Below are 17708 nucleotides of genomic sequence, written 5' to 3'. Positions count from 1 at the left end.
TCGTCTCACCGGCCCCTTCGAGGCTCGCTCCGCTCGCACCTCAGGGAGCGTAAGGGGACACCTCAGGGAGCGGGTGGAAGGCCTGCTCAGGGAGCGGATGGGACTCGTCGAATCAGAATGCAGCACCGGTGAATGGCGCTGCGCGGTCGCATGGGACCGGACGTGGGTGTTGCGGGTCGAGGGCGTTGAGTACGAAGTACGCCGCCCGGCGCGACCCCGCGACGCCTGCGTGTTCGGTGTAGTCGACCGGGCATCCGTCCTGGACGACGATGTTGCGCGTGTTCCGGCCGGGCGGCAGACCGAGCCAGTACGGGACGATCAGTTCGTCGTGGCGGGTGGCGATGTTGGTGTATTCCACGTTCGGGAGGTAGTAACCCCCTGCGCGCACCTTGCGTAGGAACGGTGACTGCGGATCGAGTTGGAAGCACGCATGGCAGACCGGAACCTGCTCTGCGCTGACGCCCAACCCGCGCCAGAACGGCAGCAGGAGGTCGGTGCCCGCCAGCGTCGTCCCGTTCCAGGCCGGGGCGAGCGACACATACTTGCCGATCTTGTTCCGCCCACCAAGGTATTTCGCGTAGTACGCGGGCACGACGGTCCCCTGCGAATGCCCCACGACGTCGAACTTCGACGCCCCGGTCGCGCGGAGCACCTTGTCGACGAACGTCTTGAACTGCTTCGCGCTGTCCTCCATCGTGCCCATGCCGCCGATGGCGCTGCCGGGCCACGGCAGGTACGTCGGCGCGCCGTAGGTCAGGGCGAAGACGCAGTACCCCTCGTTCTTGAGCAGCGGCACGTAGGTTCCCCAGTTGGTCTGCTGGGAGCCGCCCGTGCCGTGCGCGAGCACCACCGGCCGGGGATGCCGCGACGACGGTTTGCACGCGAAGTCGTTGGAGCCTGGCAGCGAGCCGCCCGGATGCGCGAGTTCGGCGGGGATGCCGGCGAAGAAGTTGAACGTCACCGGCAGCGGTTCGGCGCGGAGATTGCCCGCGGCAAGGAACGATCCCGCGAGAACTGCAGCGAGGAGCGCGCTCAGAGCAGCGCGGCGGAAGGCAGGCTTGGTCAACGGCATGACGCCGAACCTAGCAAGTGCTTGGTTGGCAGGTGGCACGGTTGACCGAATCTGCGGAAACCTGGTGTTTTGTGCCGCCCGATCGCAACTCCGGAAGCTGCAGCAACCGCCCTGATTGATCCGCTTTGCCCGGCATGTCCGCGATGCGCCGGCGTCGGATGCGGCGAATCATGCATTCGTCTGTCTCGAAGGGGGTCGTCATGCACCGTCAAACGTTGGTGGCGCGCATTGCGCTGTTGTTCGCCGGAGTCTTCGGCGTGAGTGCTCTGCTCGCGCCGGACGCCACGGCGCTGCCGACCCTGCCGTTCGGAACGCCCACCTACACGGTGCAGGTCAACAGACCGGGCGGCGCGCCGGGCTACATCTTCTACACCAGCGGCCTGGCCGCGGCGGTGCCGTTCACCGTCGGCGGCCCGGGGCTCGACCAGTTCGGGCAGGCCAACATCATCGTCGACAAGTCGGGCAAAGAGGTGTGGCGCTACGTCCCGCCGAAGGGCCAGAGCGTCTCCAACTTCCGCACCCAGGTCTACCAGGGCCGCAAGGTGCTCACCTGGTGGCAGGGCGGCGGCGGTGGCGGGCACGGCGAGGGCGTCAACTACATCACCGACACCCGCGGCCGTCTGATCACCACCGTGACGCCCGGACGCCTCAAGTCCGACGTCCACGAGTTCCGGTTGACCCCGGACGGTCGGGCGCTCATCACGTCGTACGTCCCGATCGCCGCCGACCTGAGTTCGGTCGGCGGACCGCGCAACGGCACCATCCTCGACTGCGTGGCCACCGTCATCGACGTCGCAACCAAACGTGTTGTCCTGCAATGGTCATCGCACGCACACATCCCAGTGTCGGAGACGGCGCTGCGGTATGGCGACCCGCGCAACGCCGTCCTCGGGTCACCTTCGACCCGTACCACATGAACTCGATCGTGCTCGACCCGTCGGGCAACCTGCTCTTCTCGTTCCGGAATCTGAGCGCGATCTACAACGTGGACATCCGGAGCGGCAAAGTGAATTGGCGTCTGGGCGGCAAACATTCAGATCTCAAGCTGGGCGCGGGTGTGGCCACGCACGGCCAGCACGACGCCGAATACGCCGGCCCGAACACCATCCGCGTCTTCGACAACAACATCACCGGCACCCAGCAGTTGGGCACGTCGAGCATCAAGTGGATTCGCCTCGACCTGCAGCGTCGGACAGCGCATCTGGTTCGGGCGCAGAGGCATCCAGCCGGATTGTCGGCGGCCGCGACCGGCAACGCTCAGGGGTTGTCGAACGGAAACACGTTCGGCAGCCGGGGAACTGCGCCGCACATCTCCGAATTCAGCCCCAGCGGGCAACTCGTCTACGACGCGACGCTACCCATCGGCACCTACCGCGCATATCTCGACACCTGGCCGTGACGGTGCGTCCCTAACCGGCGTGTTCTGCCTCGCCGGACTCGTCGTCGGCCTTTTTGGGCTCGACGGTGTCGGGGTGCGCGACGATCCACGCACGACCACGCTTCACCGCACGGGAAAGCGCAAGCCGCTCACCGATATACAGAGCCGGCGCGCCGATCAGCGGAATCCAGGCGAGCATCCGGAAGAAGAAGATCGGTTGGGGTCGGCGATCGAGTTCGTCGCTGATGGCGCGCAAGGTCTTGGCCGTGTCCCAGACAGCCCGTGTCAGAGACTTCTTGCGCGCCTTGCCTTCTGCCGGTAGCGCCGGTTTCGATTCGACGCCCACGTCCGGATCGACGAGGTCGCGTTGACACAGCACCGCGCCAAGCAGACGCACCTGCTTCGCGCGGTCGGTGACGCCGTATTCGCGGGCGATCGCGACGAGGACCATCGCCTGATTCGCGAACCCCAGGACCGACGCGACCGGGAGTTTCTTGGTCCACGCCCCGAAGACGCCGGGAAACGCTACCGCCCCGGTGTTGATGGTGCCGATGCGGCTGACCCACCAGCTGGCCCGCTTGTTCATCGGACGCTCCGACCACCCCTTGGTGCCCGGCCAGTCGGCGGCGTTCAGGAATCGGGCGGCGTGATGCTTGGTGCGTTCCAGACCGGACTCGTCGTCCGCATGGTCGTGGAAGGTGTGACCCTTCAGACCGAACGGGTCGCGTTCGGCGAGGGCGTCGAGCACGGGGTTGATCCCGGCCACGGCATTGTCGAGAACCGTCGCGATCTGCTGGTCGGACATCTGCGCCACACCCGAAGCCTATCCGGCTCCGGGTGCGTTTGGGATGTGCTCGGCATCGACTGATAAAGTGACACGCGGCCGGTCGAGAGACCGCCCGGGGCTATGGCGCAGTTGGTAGCGCGACTCGTTCGCATCGAGTAGGTCAGGGGTTCGATTCCCCTTAGCTCCACAATCGCGAGACCCCCTCTCACCTGCGAAGGAGCAGGAGCTAGGGGTCTCGTCGTCTGTCTGGCCGAACCTGAAGGGCACAGCCAGGGCACGCCCGGCGAGTCGCGCCCTGCGACTACGATTGCTCCCGTGAAGCTCTGACCTGTACGTCGAGCGGTGGAGCAGGCGTTGGAGGTGACCACGCGACTCGGAGCCTCGAAAGGGCGCTGCTGCCCGGCACCGTTGGTACGGCGCCGCTTCGTCATCCGGCCAACCGTAAACCTAGGATTGGTGTGCTGTCCACAGGCAGGGTGAAGGCACTCTCGAAGCGCGCTCAATCTGCGGCAAGGACGTCGGTCACAAGTCCCAACGAGATCGCTGAGCTTTGCTCCGATCTGCCACATCTCTTGTGGGACGGGCGGTGCCGCTCTACTACGTTGCCCGCGCAAGCCCTTCGTAGGCCTCAGAGCTAAGCAGTCCCTCAGTTAGCGGTTGATCAGCGGGTGGCGGACTTTTTACCAGCTTGTCGCTCGCTCGGAATGCGGACTCTACGGCACGCATCACCAGAGTATGGAGCTCCCGATGCTGCTCGGCCTCGGCAATCGTGATCGTGTCGACCTCTCGACGCACTGTCGAAGCGAGGTTCTTCACCGCGTAGGAGGACTGAATCATGAGCGAATGACCGTCGGCTTGCGGAGTCCATGCAGCCAGGGCTACAAACACAAGAACGTCAGGATCGGCAGTGCGACGCAGCGCCACGGACTCTGTGACGCCATGTCTATCGATCCCCAAGTAGACGGTTTCCGCACCGAATTCGTGAAATGCCTTCTCCGTGGCTGTCACGACCGACTCACGGATTTCCGTGTCAATCAGTTCCATTTCACCGAACCTCCACAGCCCATCCGGGTGAAGCTATTGCCCCGGACTCATACCCGTTGGGCAGCAGGTACTCGATACCTCCGCCCAGGGAGCACTCCTTTGGTCCCTTAACGTAATCAATACCAGTTGGGTCAAGTACCACAACCCATCTACGCACACTCAACGGCTTCGGCAGAGCAAGCCATTGATACACCTCGTCCATAGAGTAAGGCGTCGGACACACGAACGTCGGGTGGGTTCGTCCTACCTCATCCGGATGCTCGACATACCTCAGAAGCATACGTCCGCCCAGCTCTGCAGCGATCTCGGCGCCAGTCCGTTCGGGGAGGTCGTTGATGTCGGTGTCAGCAGGACTCATCTTGCCTCGCAGCATCAGCTTGTCGAGCTGAGTAGCCAGAAATCCGGCGCCCATGGACTGCCCCTCCCATACGGACGGTCACTGAATCCACAACAAGTAAGTAGTCAACAGTACCTGGATTGCTTGACAAGCCGCTGAATAGCTCGCAGCCTAGCGCGGAGAGGCGTCGATGGCGAATTCGCTCGACGAGTTGGCGACGGATGTCGGCGCCCCGGGGAACCGCCCAATTGTCAACCAAGGGCGATCGCCTTCCCGAACTCGATCAAGGCACGCGTCGACAGCGTTGGCCGAGGAACCAGACGAGTACTCGCTACGGCACCTGCTTCGAACTGCCTAGCGGTGATCGCATGTTGAAGCAGAGGGCAGTCCGCAACAGGCCCAAAGGCCGCTTCCAGGCGCCAGCGAAACCAACTTCGCGACCGCAGTGGTTCACACACAACCAACTCAGGTTTGGCGCAGCAAATACCCCGGAAGCCTCGTTCACATCGAGTAGGTCAAGGGTTCGATTTCCCCTAACTCCACTAGAGAACGCCCAGTTCACGGCGGCATTCAGCGGATTGGGCTCGTATCAGCGGGCGTCGGCTGCTCGACGCGTTGGTCGACAATCACGATCGTTCACCCGTCGCTGTAGTTACTTCCTTCCTTGCGCTCTTCCTCGACCAACTCCTTCGTCCGCAAGAGCCGCAGCGATGTCACGATCACGACTCCGCCGACGATGTTGAACAGCACTGCGTACCAGAAGAATCCGAGCCAATCGGCATAGCTGACGTCGGCTCCGGAGAAGATGCCGCCGAAGATGAGCAGCGAGTCGAGTACCGAGTGGAAGAGTTGGAGGCCGGCAAGTAGAAAGGCCGCGCCGACACACGCAATGATCCGCGCGACGGGCGAATCGGTGCCCTGTTGCATCCGGGTCAGCAGGGTCATCGTGCTCCCGCCGAGCACTGCCAGGCAGATGGATTGCAGATTGAGAGGCGCGTTGACAAAGTGTTCGGCCGATTCGGCCAGCGTCGAACTCCACTCGGGAAACGCGCGGGTCACGATCCACATCATGATCGCGCCGCCGACCAGATTGGCTGCGAGCGTGCCGACCCACAGTTTGGCCAGGTGACGAAGCTTGCCGTCCCGCGCCACGACCGCGGCGATCGGCATCAGGAAGTCTTCGGTGAACAATTCGCTGTGTGCGAGGTAGATGGCAATGAGTCCGATGGAGAAGGCCACGCCGGCGAGAAGGTGATTTCCGGTCTCGTGGAGCACGGCAAGCATCGCCATGATGCCGACCGATACCTCGATCCCGCCGAAGAGTCCGGTGATGATGACGGCGCGCGTCGTGCGATGCAGGCGTTCGGCACCTTCGGTGACCACGGCCTCAAAACTGCGTTCGAGTTCTTCTTCGACGGGTGCGTCGTTGCGGCCGATGCGCCGTCGCTGTGTGTCGTCGCTCATCCTCGCCCACTCTTCGAAACGCGGAACGTGCTTTGCCGCCGCCAACACAGCTCCACTGCTTTGCCTACGTCCGACCCACGATATGCGCACGGCGGCATCATCACGAAGGACCACCGAAGGTGCTGCTAAAATGCATGCATGCCTGTGTCGATCACCATTCGCCACGTTCCGAACCACACGCGGGATGTGCTCGCCGATCGCGCGGCACGGTCAGGGCGGTCTCTGCAGGAGTACCTGGTCGCCGAACTCGAGCGACTTGCCGCTCAACCCACCTTGGAGGACTGGCTCGTCGATGCTCGCGCCTCGGCGAGCGCCAATCCGGCGACCACCGTCGACGACATTCTCGAGGACCTGGACACCGACCGCAGTTGACGACTCTCGTGGTGGACGCTTCGGTCCTGGTGTCGCTGTGGCTGGATCCCAATGGTCTCGCCGAGCATCTCGGAGCCTCACTGCTTACTCGAGACGCGAAACTGTCACGCGCACCCGGGATTCGGTGCCGGGTGGACGTTTGCTGACGCCCCGAACCCAGGCGCAGAGCCTCGTTGCCACCGAAACTCACGGCCAGGCGCCAAGATACGCGCGATACGTCCCGACCGGCAGCGTGGCGTCGTAGACGAGTTCGCCCGAGCGGGAGAACTCCGAGATGTGTGGTGACGAGCCCCAGCCACCGAAGACGCCGCCGTTGGACAGGCCGTGCGCATTGCCCATCGCCAAACTGGCAAGACCGGCGGGGTGCGTTGTGGCGCCTACTAATCGGGCCGTGCGGCGAGCGGGATCGATCCGGATCCACTTGATGCTCGAATAGCCGAGCTGATTGTTGCCGTCCTCGTTGTTGTTGAACACGCGGACCGTGTTGGCGTCGGTGACCTGGGCGTCGTGCTGCCCGGCGATCGAGGTTCCCGGACCCATGGCGAGGGTCGGATGTTTGCCGCCCAGTTGCCAATTCACCCCCCGGTGCGGATGTCGGCGCTGATGACGGCATTGATGTTCCGGAACGACATCAGCAGGTTTCCGGACGGATCGAGCGAGACCGAGTTCATGTGGTAGGCGTCGTAGGTGGAACCCGCCGCGAGGGGCATCGTCGATTCGGTGAAGGGGACGTGGGCCCGCGTCGACCAGCGCGTCAGTGCTCGTCCGGACGCGACGTCGATGACCGAGGCGACGCGGTCGAACAGTGTGCCGTTGCGTGGCCCGCCAACCGGGGTGAGGTCGGCAGGGACCGGCACGTACGAGATGATCAGCACCCGGCCGTCCGGGGTGAGCTGGAACTCGTGCAGGTCCGACGTCAATCCGGCACCCGCTGTGACCCTTTTGATGATGCGGCCGCGGGTGTCGGCCATGTAGTGCACGCCCGAGCCGATGCCGTTGGTTCCGTCGCCCTGCCACCAGGTGAGCACCTTGCGGCCCCGGTACGTCTGGGCGCGGAAGTCGGCGACCAGCTGACCGCTCGGCGGGTGTAGCGGAACACTTCACGCCCGGACTTGTCGGCGATGATGTTGGCCAGTCGGGTCTGTGGGAACAGCGAGAGGTCGAGCTGGATCGGAAGCGCGACCGCCATTCCGGTGGTGTAGAAAGACATACCCGGGTTGGGCGTTCGGCTTGTTGACCCAGACCGTGTACCAGGGCGTGCCGAACGGCAGTGTGGGTTGTCGGGGTTCGGCGGTCGCCGCCGGAGCACAGATGATCGAGATTCCGACGACCGCCGCCATCAACAGGGCAGCCGCAGATGAGCGTCCAAGGCCGACGAGTCGTCGTCTGCATCGTGTCCTCCCCAATGAGGCACTGGAGGATGCTCGGTACAGCGATTCTAGTTGTCGGAAGGCCCCGACAGATTCGAGTTGGGCAAACGCACGTCAGCTCAGCGGATTGACGACACGCACTCCCCGCAGAGTGCCGCCGTCCGCCAGGTCCTCGGTCCAGAGTTCGTCGCACCCACCGCGGACAGCCGCTTCCAGGATCATCGCGTCGAAGATCGACAGCTCGTGTCGTGCGGCGGTGTGCGCAGCCACCCGAACAAGTTCGGCATCCGCGGGGATGACGTCAAGCGGCAACGAGTCGAGAACTCTGGCAGCCTCAGACCGCGACCGACCGAGTTTGCGGATCAGTACCGAGTGCAATTCGACACGCACCTGTGTGCTGATCACCGCGTCAGCGGCATGTGCGGCGAACACCTCGCGGGCACGGGACTGCTTACCCGGGAGACTGTCGTCGAACTGATACGCGAGGAGGTTGGTGTCGAGAAAGACGGTCACCGCTGCGCCTTGCGCGGCTCGTCGTACAGCTCTTCACGTGTCCAGCCGGCACCTTCGGAGCTGCCACTCAACTCGCGGGACAAATCGACAAAGTCGGCGGCCGCCCGTTGCCGACGCGAACGTGCGGTGTCCGCGTCGGCATACTCGACAAGACGTTGCGCCAGATACTGATTCACCGATTCACCACGTTCGATGGCGCGAATCCGGGCTCGCTTCAGCGTCTCGTCGTCGACTATGATCGTCAGATTCGCGATGCATCAGTGTAGCGCTGATTCGGTGCTACACGAGCGTTGCTGGTGATCGACGCAGGAGCACCTCACTCGTCAGCTCCCGCTGTCGTCACCACCGTCACCGTCGTTACCGTTGTCACCGTTGTTGCCCCCGACGCCGCCGTTCCCTCCGTCGCCGCCGTTTCCGGGGTTGTTCTTGTTGCCGCCGTTGGCATTTCCGCCGTTCCCGCCGTCACCACCATTGCCGGCCACCACGCCACCATCATCACCGTTTCCGCCGTTTCCGCCGTTCGCCGTTCCGGTCTTCGTGTCGGTGGAGTCGGCGTTGCCACCGTTCCCTCCGTTGCCGCCGTTCCCATTGCCGATGAAGCCGCCGTAAGCGCCGTTGCCACCCTTGCCGCCGGTCGTGGTGTGACCGCCCTTGGCGTCGCCGCCATTTCCGCCATTTCCGCCGTCGCCGTTGAACATTCCGCCGCCGATGCCCCCATCGCCGCCGTCGCCGCCGGTGACGGTGTCGGTTCCGGTGGCGTTGCCGCCTTGGCCGGCGTCACCGGCATTGCCATTGGTGACGACATGCCCCATCGCCGCCTCGACCACCCGTCGCGTTGCCGTTCTCGGTCGTGGCGTCACCACCTCGACCCCCCTTGTTACCCGTCCCCAGGAAGACAGCCCCACCCTTACCGCCGTTGCCGCCCTGGGCATTTCCGTTCTCGGTGCCGCATCGCCGCCCGTGCCGCCGAGGCCGGCTGCATGCCACTTGCCGTGGCCGCCGTACCCGCCATTTCCGCCGGTCGCGTTGCCATTGACCGCTGTGGCGTCGCCGCCGTTGCCGCCGCCACCGCTGTCACCGAAGAAGTTGAGATCCGAGATGCGCGAACCGGCGTCGGCACCGTCACCCGCAAAGGCGTCACCGTAGGCCGCGTACGCATCGCCGCCGTCGCCTCCGCGGCCCGAGTTGCCACCGAACAATCCGCTGGCACCGCCGATGGCGCCGTCTCCGGCGATGGCGTCGAGTACCCCGGACGTTTGAATGTCACAGCCGCCGTTGCCGCCCTCGCCGCCGCTTCCGCTCAGCAGTCCGCCGTCGCCGCCCACGCCACCATTGGTCGCCGTCACCACCGTCCGGTGCTGTCGTACACCGCGTTCAGACCGTCCCCGCCGCGTCCTCCATTGCCGAACAGCCAGGCACTGCCACCCGCACCGCCGAAGGCACCGTCACCGCCGTCACCGCCGAGCAGTCCGCCGTCCTCGCCGACGCAGTTGCTCGTGCAGTCAGGGTTGACGACCAGGGCGTCCCGACCGTTGCCGTACAACCAGCCACCGTCACCGAACATGGGCCGAGCGGTGGTGGTGGTGACGGAAAGGGATTCTGCATCTCCGGCGACCGGAGTGGCGACGGTCGTGGTGATCGACAGCACCTGATCGTCGACCGTCGCCGACCGGGCGGTCGTGGCGCTCACCGACTTCCATCCGCCGTCACTCGAGAGCATGCCGACCGTCGCGGCCGTGACCGACCACCATCGACCGTCGACAAATCTGGATCGGGTTGTCGAGGACCGCGCGTAGGTGCGCGCGCCGTCGTCGAAGGTTGGCACGGTCGAAATCGTTGTGTTCAAGGTGGTTTCGCGACCAACCGGGGCGGCCGGTACGGCCCACCGTGGCACGACGACCTTCTTGGACACCACCACGATCGGCGGGCCCGACGAAGCCGACCGGCCCGGAGCCGGCTCGACGGACACATGGGCACCGCCGACCATCGCGGGAAGGGCTGCGGCGGTCACACACGCCCCGGCGAACAACGTCGCCACTACGTGCTTGACGCGCACCGGCTTTGGCTTCGGCATGATCCTGAGCCTCCATCGCTGGACTGGCAGTGGTCGTGCACAAACCAGTCAAGTCGATGGGGTACCGAGTTGTCGGCGGATTGACGAAATGCCTTTCGCTCGGTCAGCCGACGCGGCGGTACTCCGGCTCTTCGCGCATCACGCGGCGACGCTGGAACGGCGGCAGATGCTCGAACGCCGGGTCCTCGTCGTCGATCTCCAGCACCACCGCACCGCCGGGGCGGCGCAACCGGGGAGGCGGTGGCGCAGCAGCGAATTCGGGGGTCTGCTCCATACGACGACGCCGCTCGGCTTCCTGACGGCGCACCCGCTGAGCCCGTGTGGCGCGCTGAGCCCGGATCTTCTGCTCGGTCTTGGTGGCGCGTCGTAGGTAGAAGAGATAGCCGAGAAGCAGTGTCGCGGTCACGCCGGTTGCGACCCAGCCCGCCAACCCGAAGGCGAACCCGCCGGCGACTGCCGCGAACACCAGGATCAGCAGGCCGATGGTGACGCGCTGCCGTTCGCGGTAGCGCAGGTCGCGACCCTTGTCTTCAATGGAATACGCACTGCTGCGGGTGGATCCACGCACGCGGCTTCCCCGACCGGCTTCGGAGCGCTGCGCGGTCTCGGATTCGGTCGCATCCTCGGCATCGTCGGCGCGGACATCGTCGTCCTCGTGTGCCGACCGCGAGTAGCCGTCGTACTCGTCCTCGTCGAGGTCGTCGTCTTCGGACTCGTACTCGGACTCTGCCTCGTAGTCGTCTTCGTCGTCGTAATCCTCGTCGTACTCGGCATCTTCGTAGTCGGCGTCGTCCTCGTACTCGGCGTCCTCGTCGTACTCGTCCTCGTACTCGGCGTCTTCAGCGTCCTCGGCCTCAGCGTCGGCATCGGCCGGCTGATCGGCCTCCGCATCTTCGTCGAGATCGGCGTCGTCGACCACCGGTGCTTCGACAGCCTCGGCGGAGGCCCGCCGCACCGTCGTCGACTCGACCTTCTCGTCGTCCGAATCAGCGGCGTCAGAATCGACCTCGTCGGATTCGGCGGCGTCGCCGAGCTTCGCCTTGAGTCGTTCTTCCTTGGTCTTGCGTGACCATGATGGGCTGTCGGGATGGCGCCCGGCGGCACGTCGACGCGGCGTCGCGGTCTTGGTTCCGCCGCGATGTAGGAGTCGGGTGGCGCGGGCGATGTCGGTGGACCTGAGCATCTGCGGCCGGCCCTTGATCACCATCGGGACCAGCACGAAGAGCCAGACCGCGACGAGGCAGACCCACAGTACAGAGTTGGGCATGGTGACTCTCCCTTTCTTTCACTCTGGTCACACGGATTCACTCGACAATCTATTGCCGATCACCGCGGGTCCTGCGCAGACGCGCCGAGGGAGAGCAAAGTCGGCCAGTTTCATAGCGGCCTCTCAGCAAGACCGCCATGAAACCGGGCTACCTCACTGACAGAGTTGCTCCGAGATGTTGACCCGGAATCGTCCGAGGTCGACCTGCCCGTGTCGTGGTGTGGTCTGCCACCGCGACGAACCGACCGCGTCACGTTTGGTGCCGGTCTTGTACCAACTGCCGTCGGGCCGCAACGCCTGACTGCAGGGCTTGATCTCGGTGTTCACCAGCACCCGGTAGGTGGTGAGCGGCCGTACGTTCCGGAAAACGGTGCAGCCGTTGCCGGTTGTCCCCTGGGTACGGCCGATCTCCCACCAGTTGCGATTCACCAGCGTCACGCCGCCGTGGTAGGGCCGACCGTCGAACCACGACGCGCAGACCCGAACCGACGGCGCAGGCGCGGCGTCGGCTGTCGGTGTCGCCACCACGACACTCGTCACCCCCGCACCGATGGCCATGACCCCCGCAAGCACACGCAACTTCATCATCTGTCCCCCGTCTCTGTCGCATCGCGAATTTGTGATGTCGAACTTACCTTGAGTCACCACCCCGCTCGATGGTCCGCCCCCTTGCCGGAGGGCGCCACCCCGCTGGCTGAGGTGCTCGAGGCGCCAGCCGAGAGCCTCGAAGCCCGGGTGAGAGGACATTGTCGGCTCGCCAGGCCTTCGAGGCTCGTCGACTTCGAGACGCTCCATGCTCGTACCTCGCATGGGGCTCCTCAGCCCGGCGGCTAGCGCTCCTCGCACCTCAGGCAGCGGGGTGGGCAAGCCGCCAGCGCAACTCAGTCCGCAGCGAACCGTGCGTCGACAGCGACGACGATCTCGATGTCCTCGGGTCGCAGTTCGATGCTCGGGCCGGTGTCGCCCATCGGTGCGGCCGCGCGCATCATCGGCATCGGTCGCGGTTCGGCGAGCATGTTGGGATCGGCGAGTTGCGTCGCCACGACCGGTCCGCGTCCCACCGCGTCGGCGTACGCCTGCGCCTTGTCGACGGCGTCGTCGACGGCCAGCCGACGCAGATCTCGCTCGAACGCTCGCCGGTTCTCCTCGGTGACGGCCCACGACACCCGACTCACCTCGACGTCGTCGGCGCCGATCCATCGATCGACGAACTCGGAGAGCTTCTCGAAGTCGACGAACGTCGCCTCGACCCCGATCCTTGTGGTGTACAAGAGTTCTCGGCGTTCACCGCTCGGATCGTAGGGGCGGTGGGAGTAGACGCGCACGGCATCGCTCGACCACGTCGTCACCGCACCGTCGGCCTCCAACGACGCGAGCGCCTCGGTGAGTGAGGCGTGCGCGGCGGCTGCGGCGGAACGGACCGTCGCCTTGTCGTTGTCCTCGGCGCGCACCGCAAGACCCACGACCGCCAACTCCGGCGCATACCTGCCGCTCGCGTTGCCGCGGACCACGATCTCCAGTGGGCTCATCAGCGGAAGCTCGCCCGACCCGCCCGCACCAGCGTCTCGGCGGCGCTGCCGGCCACCTCTTCGACGGTCAACGCGAACAGCAGGTGGTCGCGCCAGCGTTTGTTGACGTCCATGTACCGCTCGAGCAGCCCTTCCTGACGGAAACCGACCTTGCTCAAGACTTTTTGCGACGCAACGTTCGACGGCTGAACCGTTGCGTCGAGCCGGTGCAGCCCGACCACGCCGAAACAATGGTCGACGCCGAGGGCGACAGCCGCGGTCGCAATGCCCTTGCCCGCGTGCACCTCGTCGATCCAGTAGCCGATCCACGCGGTCCGTACCGCGCCCCGCTGAATGTTGCCGACGGTCAGCTGCCCCACGTACACACCGTCGAGTTCGATCACGAATGGCAGGATGGTGCCGCGTTTGGCCTCGGATTTCAGGATCGCGAAGAGCGGCGGCCACGAACTCGGTTGGTGACGGTCGGCCCAGCTTCCGACGCCGGTCGGCTCCCACGGCAGCAACGAATTCTGGTTGCGGATGCGCAGTTCGCTCCACGTCTTGCCGTCGCGAAGCTTCACCGGCCGCAAATTCACCGCTCCCGCGGGCAAACGCAACGGACCGAGGGTCGCCGGCCACCCCGGACTGGCCTGCTCACCGCTCAACCACCTGAACACAAGAGTTGAGTTTATGCGGTGAAAGGCAAACCTCAGCCGCGTTGCGCGAGGAACGCGACGTCGACTTCGTCGCCGGTGCCGAGTTCGTCGACCTCGGGATCGACCATGATCAGGCAGTTTGCCTCGGCGAGTTCGGCGAGCAGGTGCGACGACCCGGTCGGCGACGCGCCGAGCACCTGCACCAAGTAGTCCCCCGACCGTTCGTCCCGCATAAGCTGTCCCCGTAGATAGCCCTTACGACCCTGGACCGACGCGATCGGTCCGATGGTGCGTGCCTTGATGACGCGGCGCATGGGTTGCCGTTTGCCGAGGGCGATGCGGATGAGGGGTCGAACCATCACCTCGAACGTGACGAGCGCGCTCACCGGGTTGGCGGGCAGCAGGAACGTTGGGACCTCGTCTCGCCCCAGCCGGCCGAAGCCCTGCACGGAACCCGGATGCATGGCGACGCGCACGATCTCGAGATCACCGAGGTCGGCCAGGGCGTCGGCGATGGCGCGCGACGCGCTGCCGCCCACCGCGCCGCAGATCACCACGATCTCCGACCGGATGAGTTGCGCCTCAACCACTTCCCGCATCCGCGACGCCTCGCGCTCGGCGATGCCGACGCGATTCACGTCGGCACCGGCGTCGCGCGCGGCGGCGGCGAGCGCGTAGCTGTTGACGTCGTAGATCTGGCCGGGCCCGGGGGTGCGGTCGATGTCGACTAGTTCGCTGCCCACCGAGATCACCGACAGGCGCGGCCGGGGATGCACCATCACCCGCGACTGTCCTACCGCCGCAAGCAGTCCCACCTGGGCGGGACCGATGATGGACCCGGACCGCACGGCGACGTCACCGGGTTGCACGTCGTCGCCGACGCGTCGGACGTAGTCGCCGCTCTCGACGGCGTGACCGATCTTGACCTTCTGCTCGCCGCCGTCGGTCCAGCGCAGCGGGACCACCGCGTCGGCGAGAGTGGGCATGGGCGCACCGGTTTCGACGCGCACCGCCTGATGCGGTTGCAGTCTCGTCGGCGTGCGGGTGCCCGGCTCCATCTCCCCGACCACCGGCAACGACACGATCATCGGCTCATTCGGCTCGAGGTCCACCAATTCGGCTCCGGCGGTGTCGAAGTCCTCGATGTCCTCGGGTGCGATGGTGCCCGCGAGCCCGACGTCGACGGCCCGCACGGCGTAGCCGTCGATGGCGGCCTGATCGAACCCGGGCATGGGCAGCTCGGTTACCACTTCCTCGGCGCACATCAAACCCTGCGACTCCGAGATCGCCACCCGCACCGGCCGTGGCGCCACGGCAGCAGCGGTCACCAGGGTCAGATGATCCTCGACCGAACGCATTTCACCGCACTCTCACCGGATACAGCACAGCGAAAACTGTAGCGGTTCGAGCGGAGGGTACGACGCAGGCGCGCGGACCGCTACCGACTGTCAGGTCAGCAGGTCGCCAAATCCCTGCCGCTCGATGCTGCTCATCAAGCGTTTCGACGGCTCGTTGTCGTCGAGCCAACGCCGCAGCCCAGCCCGCTGGGCGGCAATGTCGGCGTAGTCGAGACGAAGGCAGGCCAGCAGTGCGCCCAATGACTGAGGCGCTGGGCGCGGCTCCCCAGAGTGCAGAAAGACGCTGTCGTCCTGCACTCGTTCATTCATGATCGCCATCGTCCCACCTCCGCAACTCTGCCGTCAGCTCGGGAGTCCCATCTTCTCCGCTGCTCACCCCGAGGATATACAGGGCCGATGACCTCATCAACAGCTCATACTGCTCAGCGAGTGCAGGCACTCCAGCGGGCGGCACCCACAACACCCCAGTGCCGGCCGGCACGATCAGACGGAGAACGAGGGGATCACGCGGAGGAACCGTGAATGAAGAAGCAATCGAGCGCAACGGCGACGTGGCCAAGAAACCGCCTACACGCACTACTCGGTCGACCAATTGTTCGACTTCATGGCCCGCGACGCCCAAAGCCGACCCCGCGTCGCGGATACCGCGCCACGCCATCGCACGGCGACCGATCGGATGGCGCCGAATCACAACCTCAAGAAAGTCGCGCACCTCTTCGGCCTCGTAGTCGGCGGGAGGGTCGATTTCGCGTTCAATCGCTTGGACCCTTTCGTAGAAGCGATCCAATCCCTGCCAACGCACAACGGCAGCACGCTCCTCACCAGAAAGATCGTCGCCCGGCATCGTGGCGTCGAGATAAGCGATCAAGTCGCGGGCATCAGCGGCCGTCGGTCCGCCCAGCGGGTTGTTACGTGGTGCGGGTCGCAGCGCTCGGTCCTCCGGGAAATAGCGTTCCGATGTCGCCCTGAATCCTAGACACGCTCAAGGGCATCAATTCGCAATCGACTGCAGTACTTCTGGACGAGCACTGCAAATCCTGTTGAGCGCACGACGTTTCGTAGAGCTGATTGGTGCTGCCTATGCCGATGACCAGATCCCACGGCTGGCCGGAATAGGCGTTCCGGAATTCCACCGGGAGGTGGCCGGCGGACACCGCCTCACAACGACACAGCGTCGGCGAGTACGCGCCGAGAGAACCGATCATCAGTGAGTGCACCTTCGCTGATCACGTCGACTTTGATACCGAGCAAGTCGCTGAGCTCCGACATCAAGATGCCCACCTCACCCAGGTGCGTGTCCGGAAGAAAGGTGACGAGGAGGTCGAGGTCGCTGTCGATGGTGTCGATACCGCTTGCGGCGCTACCGAATACCCGGACGTTCGAGCCCCGATGAGCGGCGACCAGCTCGATGATCTCGTCGCGATGCTTCTTGAGCAGAACCGATGGACGCTGCCGTGTTCGTCTGCTCAATTCCGCGCGATCCACAGCCAGAGTTTATACCAGTCGTGGTATGTCCTCAGCCCTCTGCGAGCCGCTTCTGCAGCCACTCCCGCAGGTCGGGTCCGTAATCCTCGCGGTCGAGGGCGAAGTCGACGGCCGCCTTGAGGTAGCCGCCTGGGTTGCCGAGGTCGTGACGCGTGCCGCGATGCACGACGACGTGCACCGGCTCCCCTTCCGCGATGAGCAGCGCGATCGCGTCGGTGAGTTGCAGCTCGCCGCCGGCGCCGGGTTCGATGCGGCGCAGGGCGTCGAAGATCTTGCGGTCGAGGATGTAGCGTCCGGCGGCCGCGAGGTTCGAGGGAGCGTCCTTGGGGTCCGGTTTCTCCACCATTCCCTTGAGACGTTTGACATTCGGATTGTGCGCGTCGGGCAACTCCTCGACGTCGAACACGCCATACGCGGAGATCCGGTCTCCGGGTACCTCGATCGCGCACAGCACCGACCCGCCGCGTCGCTGACGTGTACGGGCCATGACCTCGAGCACGCCGCCCGGAAGGACAAGGTCGTCGGGTAGGAGGACCGCGATGGCGTCTTCGTCGTCGTCGAGGTACTTCTCCACACATCCGACGGCGTGTCCGAGGCCGAGCGGCTTCTCCTGGACCACCGACGCCACCTCGAGCAGCGACGGCGCCTTGCGCACCTTGGCCAGCATCGCGGCCTTGCCCCGCTTGGCCAGCGTGTTCTCCAGCACCAGGTCTTCGACAAAGTGCGCGACGACGCCGTCCTTGCCGGGCGAGGTGACGATGAGCAGACGTTCGGCGCCGGCGGCCTTGGCCTCCTCGGCGACCAGCTCGATGCCGGGGGTGTCGACGACCGGCAGCAATTCCTTGGGCACCGTCTTGGTGGCGGGCAGGAATCGGGTACCCAGACCGGCCGCGGGGACGACGGCGGTGCGTGGGATCGGCGGAGTGTTCGGTACGGCTTCGTACTCGGTGAACTCGTCGGTTTGCGTGCTGGACGTCATGGTCACCACCCTAGGACAGCTCGCTGTCAGAAGCCTGTCGTCAC

23 protein-coding genes and 1 tRNA gene are annotated in these 17708 nt (G+C 65.3%); 4 read left to right on the top strand and 20 right to left on the bottom strand.

The genetic code is table 11. The annotated features are described in order from the left end of the window. Positions 1–112: 112 nt before the first annotated feature. Positions 113–1072 (bottom strand): esterase/lipase family protein, encoded by a 960-nt coding sequence (locus MKW15_RS04700; protein WP_240856415.1) that lies wholly within the window; start codon positions 1070–1072, stop codon positions 113–115. Positions 1073–1272: 200 nt separating this feature from the next. Here MKW15_RS04700 and MKW15_RS24380 point away from each other — a divergent pair, with 200 nt between their 5' ends. Then, entirely contained in the window at positions 1273–1989 is a 717-nt protein-coding gene (locus MKW15_RS24380) for an arylsulfotransferase family protein (protein WP_276614613.1), read from the top strand. Continuing rightward, a complete protein-coding gene (locus MKW15_RS24375; protein WP_276614612.1) occupies positions 1986–2471 on the top strand; it encodes an arylsulfotransferase family protein in 486 nt (161 codons plus the stop codon). Before MKW15_RS24380 ends, MKW15_RS24375 begins: the two co-directional genes overlap by 4 nt. Before the next feature lie 10 nt (positions 2472–2481). On the opposite strand, the gene MKW15_RS04690 is transcribed toward MKW15_RS24375, so the two are convergent. Continuing rightward, positions 2482–3264, bottom strand: coding sequence for a hypothetical protein (locus MKW15_RS04690; RefSeq protein WP_240856414.1), 783 nt, complete (start codon positions 3262–3264; stop codon positions 2482–2484). A gap of 87 nt (positions 3265–3351) precedes the next feature. Here MKW15_RS04690 and MKW15_RS04685 point away from each other — a divergent pair. Further along, positions 3352–3424: transfer RNA gene (locus MKW15_RS04685), tRNA-Ala, on the top strand. A gap of 410 nt (positions 3425–3834) precedes the next feature. Here MKW15_RS04685 and MKW15_RS04680 read toward each other — a convergent pair. From MKW15_RS04680 to MKW15_RS04670, 3 genes are all read right to left on the bottom strand, one after another. Further along, positions 3835–4281, bottom strand: a complete 447-nt coding sequence (locus MKW15_RS04680; RefSeq protein WP_240856413.1) for a hypothetical protein — start codon at positions 4279–4281, stop codon at positions 3835–3837. Position 4282: 1 nt separating this feature from the next. Beyond that, the gene (locus tag MKW15_RS04675; RefSeq protein ID WP_240856412.1) at positions 4283–4693 is read right to left on the bottom strand and encodes a hypothetical protein; all 411 of its coding nucleotides are present in this window, start codon (positions 4691–4693) and stop codon (positions 4283–4285) included. A gap of 561 nt (positions 4694–5254) precedes the next feature. Continuing rightward, positions 5255–6082 carry a formate/nitrite transporter family protein gene (locus tag MKW15_RS04670; protein ID WP_240856411.1) on the bottom strand — a complete coding sequence of 276 codons (828 nt, stop codon included), beginning with the start codon at positions 6080–6082 and terminating at the stop codon, positions 5255–5257. 138 nt (positions 6083–6220) lie between these two features. Between MKW15_RS04670 and MKW15_RS04665 the strand changes: the two genes are divergently transcribed. After that, the gene (locus MKW15_RS04665; protein WP_240856410.1) at positions 6221–6454 is read left to right on the top strand and encodes a FitA-like ribbon-helix-helix domain-containing protein; all 234 of its coding nucleotides are present in this window, start codon (positions 6221–6223) and stop codon (positions 6452–6454) included. Between the two features lie 186 nt (positions 6455–6640). On the opposite strand, the gene MKW15_RS24370 is transcribed toward MKW15_RS04665, so the two are convergent. From MKW15_RS24370 to MKW15_RS04595, 15 genes are all read right to left on the bottom strand, one after another. Next, positions 6641–7033, bottom strand: coding sequence for an arylsulfotransferase family protein (locus tag MKW15_RS24370; protein ID WP_308221013.1), 393 nt, complete (start codon positions 7031–7033; stop codon positions 6641–6643). Beyond that, positions 7030–7482, bottom strand: coding sequence for an arylsulfotransferase family protein (locus MKW15_RS24365; protein ID WP_308221012.1), 453 nt, complete (start codon positions 7480–7482; stop codon positions 7030–7032). The genes MKW15_RS24370 and MKW15_RS24365 overlap by 4 nt, the downstream gene beginning before the upstream one ends. Positions 7483–7938: 456 nt before the next feature. Beyond that, a complete protein-coding gene (locus MKW15_RS04655) occupies positions 7939–8337 on the bottom strand; it encodes a PIN domain-containing protein (protein ID WP_240856409.1) in 399 nt (132 codons plus the stop codon). Then, the gene (locus tag MKW15_RS04650; RefSeq protein ID WP_240856408.1) at positions 8334–8513 is read right to left on the bottom strand and encodes a hypothetical protein; all 180 of its coding nucleotides are present in this window, start codon (positions 8511–8513) and stop codon (positions 8334–8336) included. Before MKW15_RS04650 ends, MKW15_RS04655 begins: the two co-directional genes overlap by 4 nt. A gap of 147 nt (positions 8514–8660) precedes the next feature. Further along, complete coding sequence (locus tag MKW15_RS04645) at positions 8661–9683, bottom strand: hypothetical protein (protein WP_240856545.1); 1023 nt, start codon at positions 9681–9683, stop codon at positions 8661–8663. Then, positions 9680–10411, bottom strand: a complete 732-nt coding sequence (locus MKW15_RS24360) for a hypothetical protein (RefSeq protein ID WP_276614611.1) — start codon at positions 10409–10411, stop codon at positions 9680–9682. Before MKW15_RS24360 ends, MKW15_RS04645 begins: the two co-directional genes overlap by 4 nt. A 103-nt stretch (positions 10412–10514) precedes the next feature. After that, complete coding sequence (gene sepX, locus MKW15_RS04635) at positions 10515–11678, bottom strand: divisome protein SepX/GlpR (RefSeq protein ID WP_240856407.1); 1164 nt, start codon at positions 11676–11678, stop codon at positions 10515–10517. 153 nt (positions 11679–11831) lie between these two features. Continuing rightward, positions 11832–12263: a hypothetical protein gene (locus MKW15_RS04630; RefSeq protein ID WP_240856406.1), complete on the bottom strand. Its 432-nt coding sequence runs from the start codon at positions 12261–12263 to the stop codon at positions 11832–11834. 296 nt (positions 12264–12559) lie between these two features. Further along, positions 12560–13207 (bottom strand): SIMPL domain-containing protein, encoded by a 648-nt coding sequence (locus tag MKW15_RS04625; protein WP_240856405.1) that lies wholly within the window; start codon positions 13205–13207, stop codon positions 12560–12562. After that, positions 13207–13863, bottom strand: a complete 657-nt coding sequence (locus tag MKW15_RS04620; protein ID WP_240856404.1) for a GNAT family N-acetyltransferase — start codon at positions 13861–13863, stop codon at positions 13207–13209. Before MKW15_RS04620 ends, MKW15_RS04625 begins: the two co-directional genes overlap by 1 nt. Before the next feature lie 32 nt (positions 13864–13895). After that, the gene (gene glp / locus MKW15_RS04615) at positions 13896–15200 is read right to left on the bottom strand and encodes a molybdotransferase-like divisome protein Glp (protein ID WP_240856403.1); all 1305 of its coding nucleotides are present in this window, start codon (positions 15198–15200) and stop codon (positions 13896–13898) included. A gap of 90 nt (positions 15201–15290) precedes the next feature. Beyond that, the gene (locus MKW15_RS04610) at positions 15291–15518 is read right to left on the bottom strand and encodes a hypothetical protein (protein WP_240856402.1); all 228 of its coding nucleotides are present in this window, start codon (positions 15516–15518) and stop codon (positions 15291–15293) included. Next, complete coding sequence (locus tag MKW15_RS04605; protein WP_240856401.1) at positions 15502–16068, bottom strand: hypothetical protein; 567 nt, start codon at positions 16066–16068, stop codon at positions 15502–15504. The genes MKW15_RS04610 and MKW15_RS04605 overlap by 17 nt, the downstream gene beginning before the upstream one ends. 290 nt (positions 16069–16358) lie before the next feature. Next, the gene (locus tag MKW15_RS04600) at positions 16359–16685 is read right to left on the bottom strand and encodes a nucleotidyltransferase family protein (RefSeq protein WP_240856400.1); all 327 of its coding nucleotides are present in this window, start codon (positions 16683–16685) and stop codon (positions 16359–16361) included. Positions 16686–16716: 31 nt separating this feature from the next. Further along, positions 16717–17664, bottom strand: a complete 948-nt coding sequence (locus MKW15_RS04595; protein ID WP_240856399.1) for a UTP--glucose-1-phosphate uridylyltransferase — start codon at positions 17662–17664, stop codon at positions 16717–16719. Between the last annotated feature and the right edge of the window lie 44 nt (positions 17665–17708).

It is taken from the genome of Gordonia gummivorans (assembly GCF_022513585.1).
Classification (GTDB): Bacteria; Actinomycetota; Actinomycetes; order Mycobacteriales; family Mycobacteriaceae; genus Gordonia.
This window is presented reverse-complemented; position numbering and strand designations above follow the sequence as displayed.

Bases quoted from the DNA above. Each gene is read 5' to 3' on its own strand.
- glp (WP_240856403.1), bottom strand. From the start codon at position 15,200: ATGCGTTCGGTCGAGGATCATCTGACCCTGGTGACCGCTGCTGCCGTG.
- MKW15_RS24380 (WP_276614613.1), top strand. From the start codon at position 1,273: ATGCACCGTCAAACGTTGGTGGCGCGCATTGCGCTGTTGTTCGCCGGA.
- sepX (WP_240856407.1), bottom strand. From the start codon at position 11,678: ATGCCCAACTCTGTACTGTGGGTCTGCCTCGTCGCGGTCTGGCTCTTC.
- MKW15_RS04680 (WP_240856413.1), bottom strand. From the start codon at position 4,281: ATGGAACTGATTGACACGGAAATCCGTGAGTCGGTCGTGACAGCCACG.
- MKW15_RS04675 (WP_240856412.1), bottom strand. From the start codon at position 4,693: ATGGGCGCCGGATTTCTGGCTACTCAGCTCGACAAGCTGATGCTGCGA.
- MKW15_RS24360 (WP_276614611.1), bottom strand. From the start codon at position 10,411: ATGCCGAAGCCAAAGCCGGTGCGCGTCAAGCACGTAGTGGCGACGTTG.
- MKW15_RS04670 (WP_240856411.1), bottom strand. From the start codon at position 6,082: ATGAGCGACGACACACAGCGACGGCGCATCGGCCGCAACGACGCACCC.
- MKW15_RS04700 (WP_240856415.1), bottom strand. From the start codon at position 1,072: ATGCCGTTGACCAAGCCTGCCTTCCGCCGCGCTGCTCTGAGCGCGCTC.
- MKW15_RS24375 (WP_276614612.1), top strand. From the start codon at position 1,986: ATGAACTCGATCGTGCTCGACCCGTCGGGCAACCTGCTCTTCTCGTTC.
- MKW15_RS04625 (WP_240856405.1), bottom strand. From the start codon at position 13,207: ATGAGCCCACTGGAGATCGTGGTCCGCGGCAACGCGAGCGGCAGGTAT.
- MKW15_RS04610 (WP_240856402.1), bottom strand. From the start codon at position 15,518: ATGGCGATCATGAATGAACGAGTGCAGGACGACAGCGTCTTTCTGCAC.
- MKW15_RS04630 (WP_240856406.1), bottom strand. From the start codon at position 12,263: ATGAAGTTGCGTGTGCTTGCGGGGGTCATGGCCATCGGTGCGGGGGTG.
- MKW15_RS04595 (WP_240856399.1), bottom strand. From the start codon at position 17,664: ATGACGTCCAGCACGCAAACCGACGAGTTCACCGAGTACGAAGCCGTA.
- MKW15_RS04665 (WP_240856410.1), top strand. From the start codon at position 6,221: ATGCCTGTGTCGATCACCATTCGCCACGTTCCGAACCACACGCGGGAT.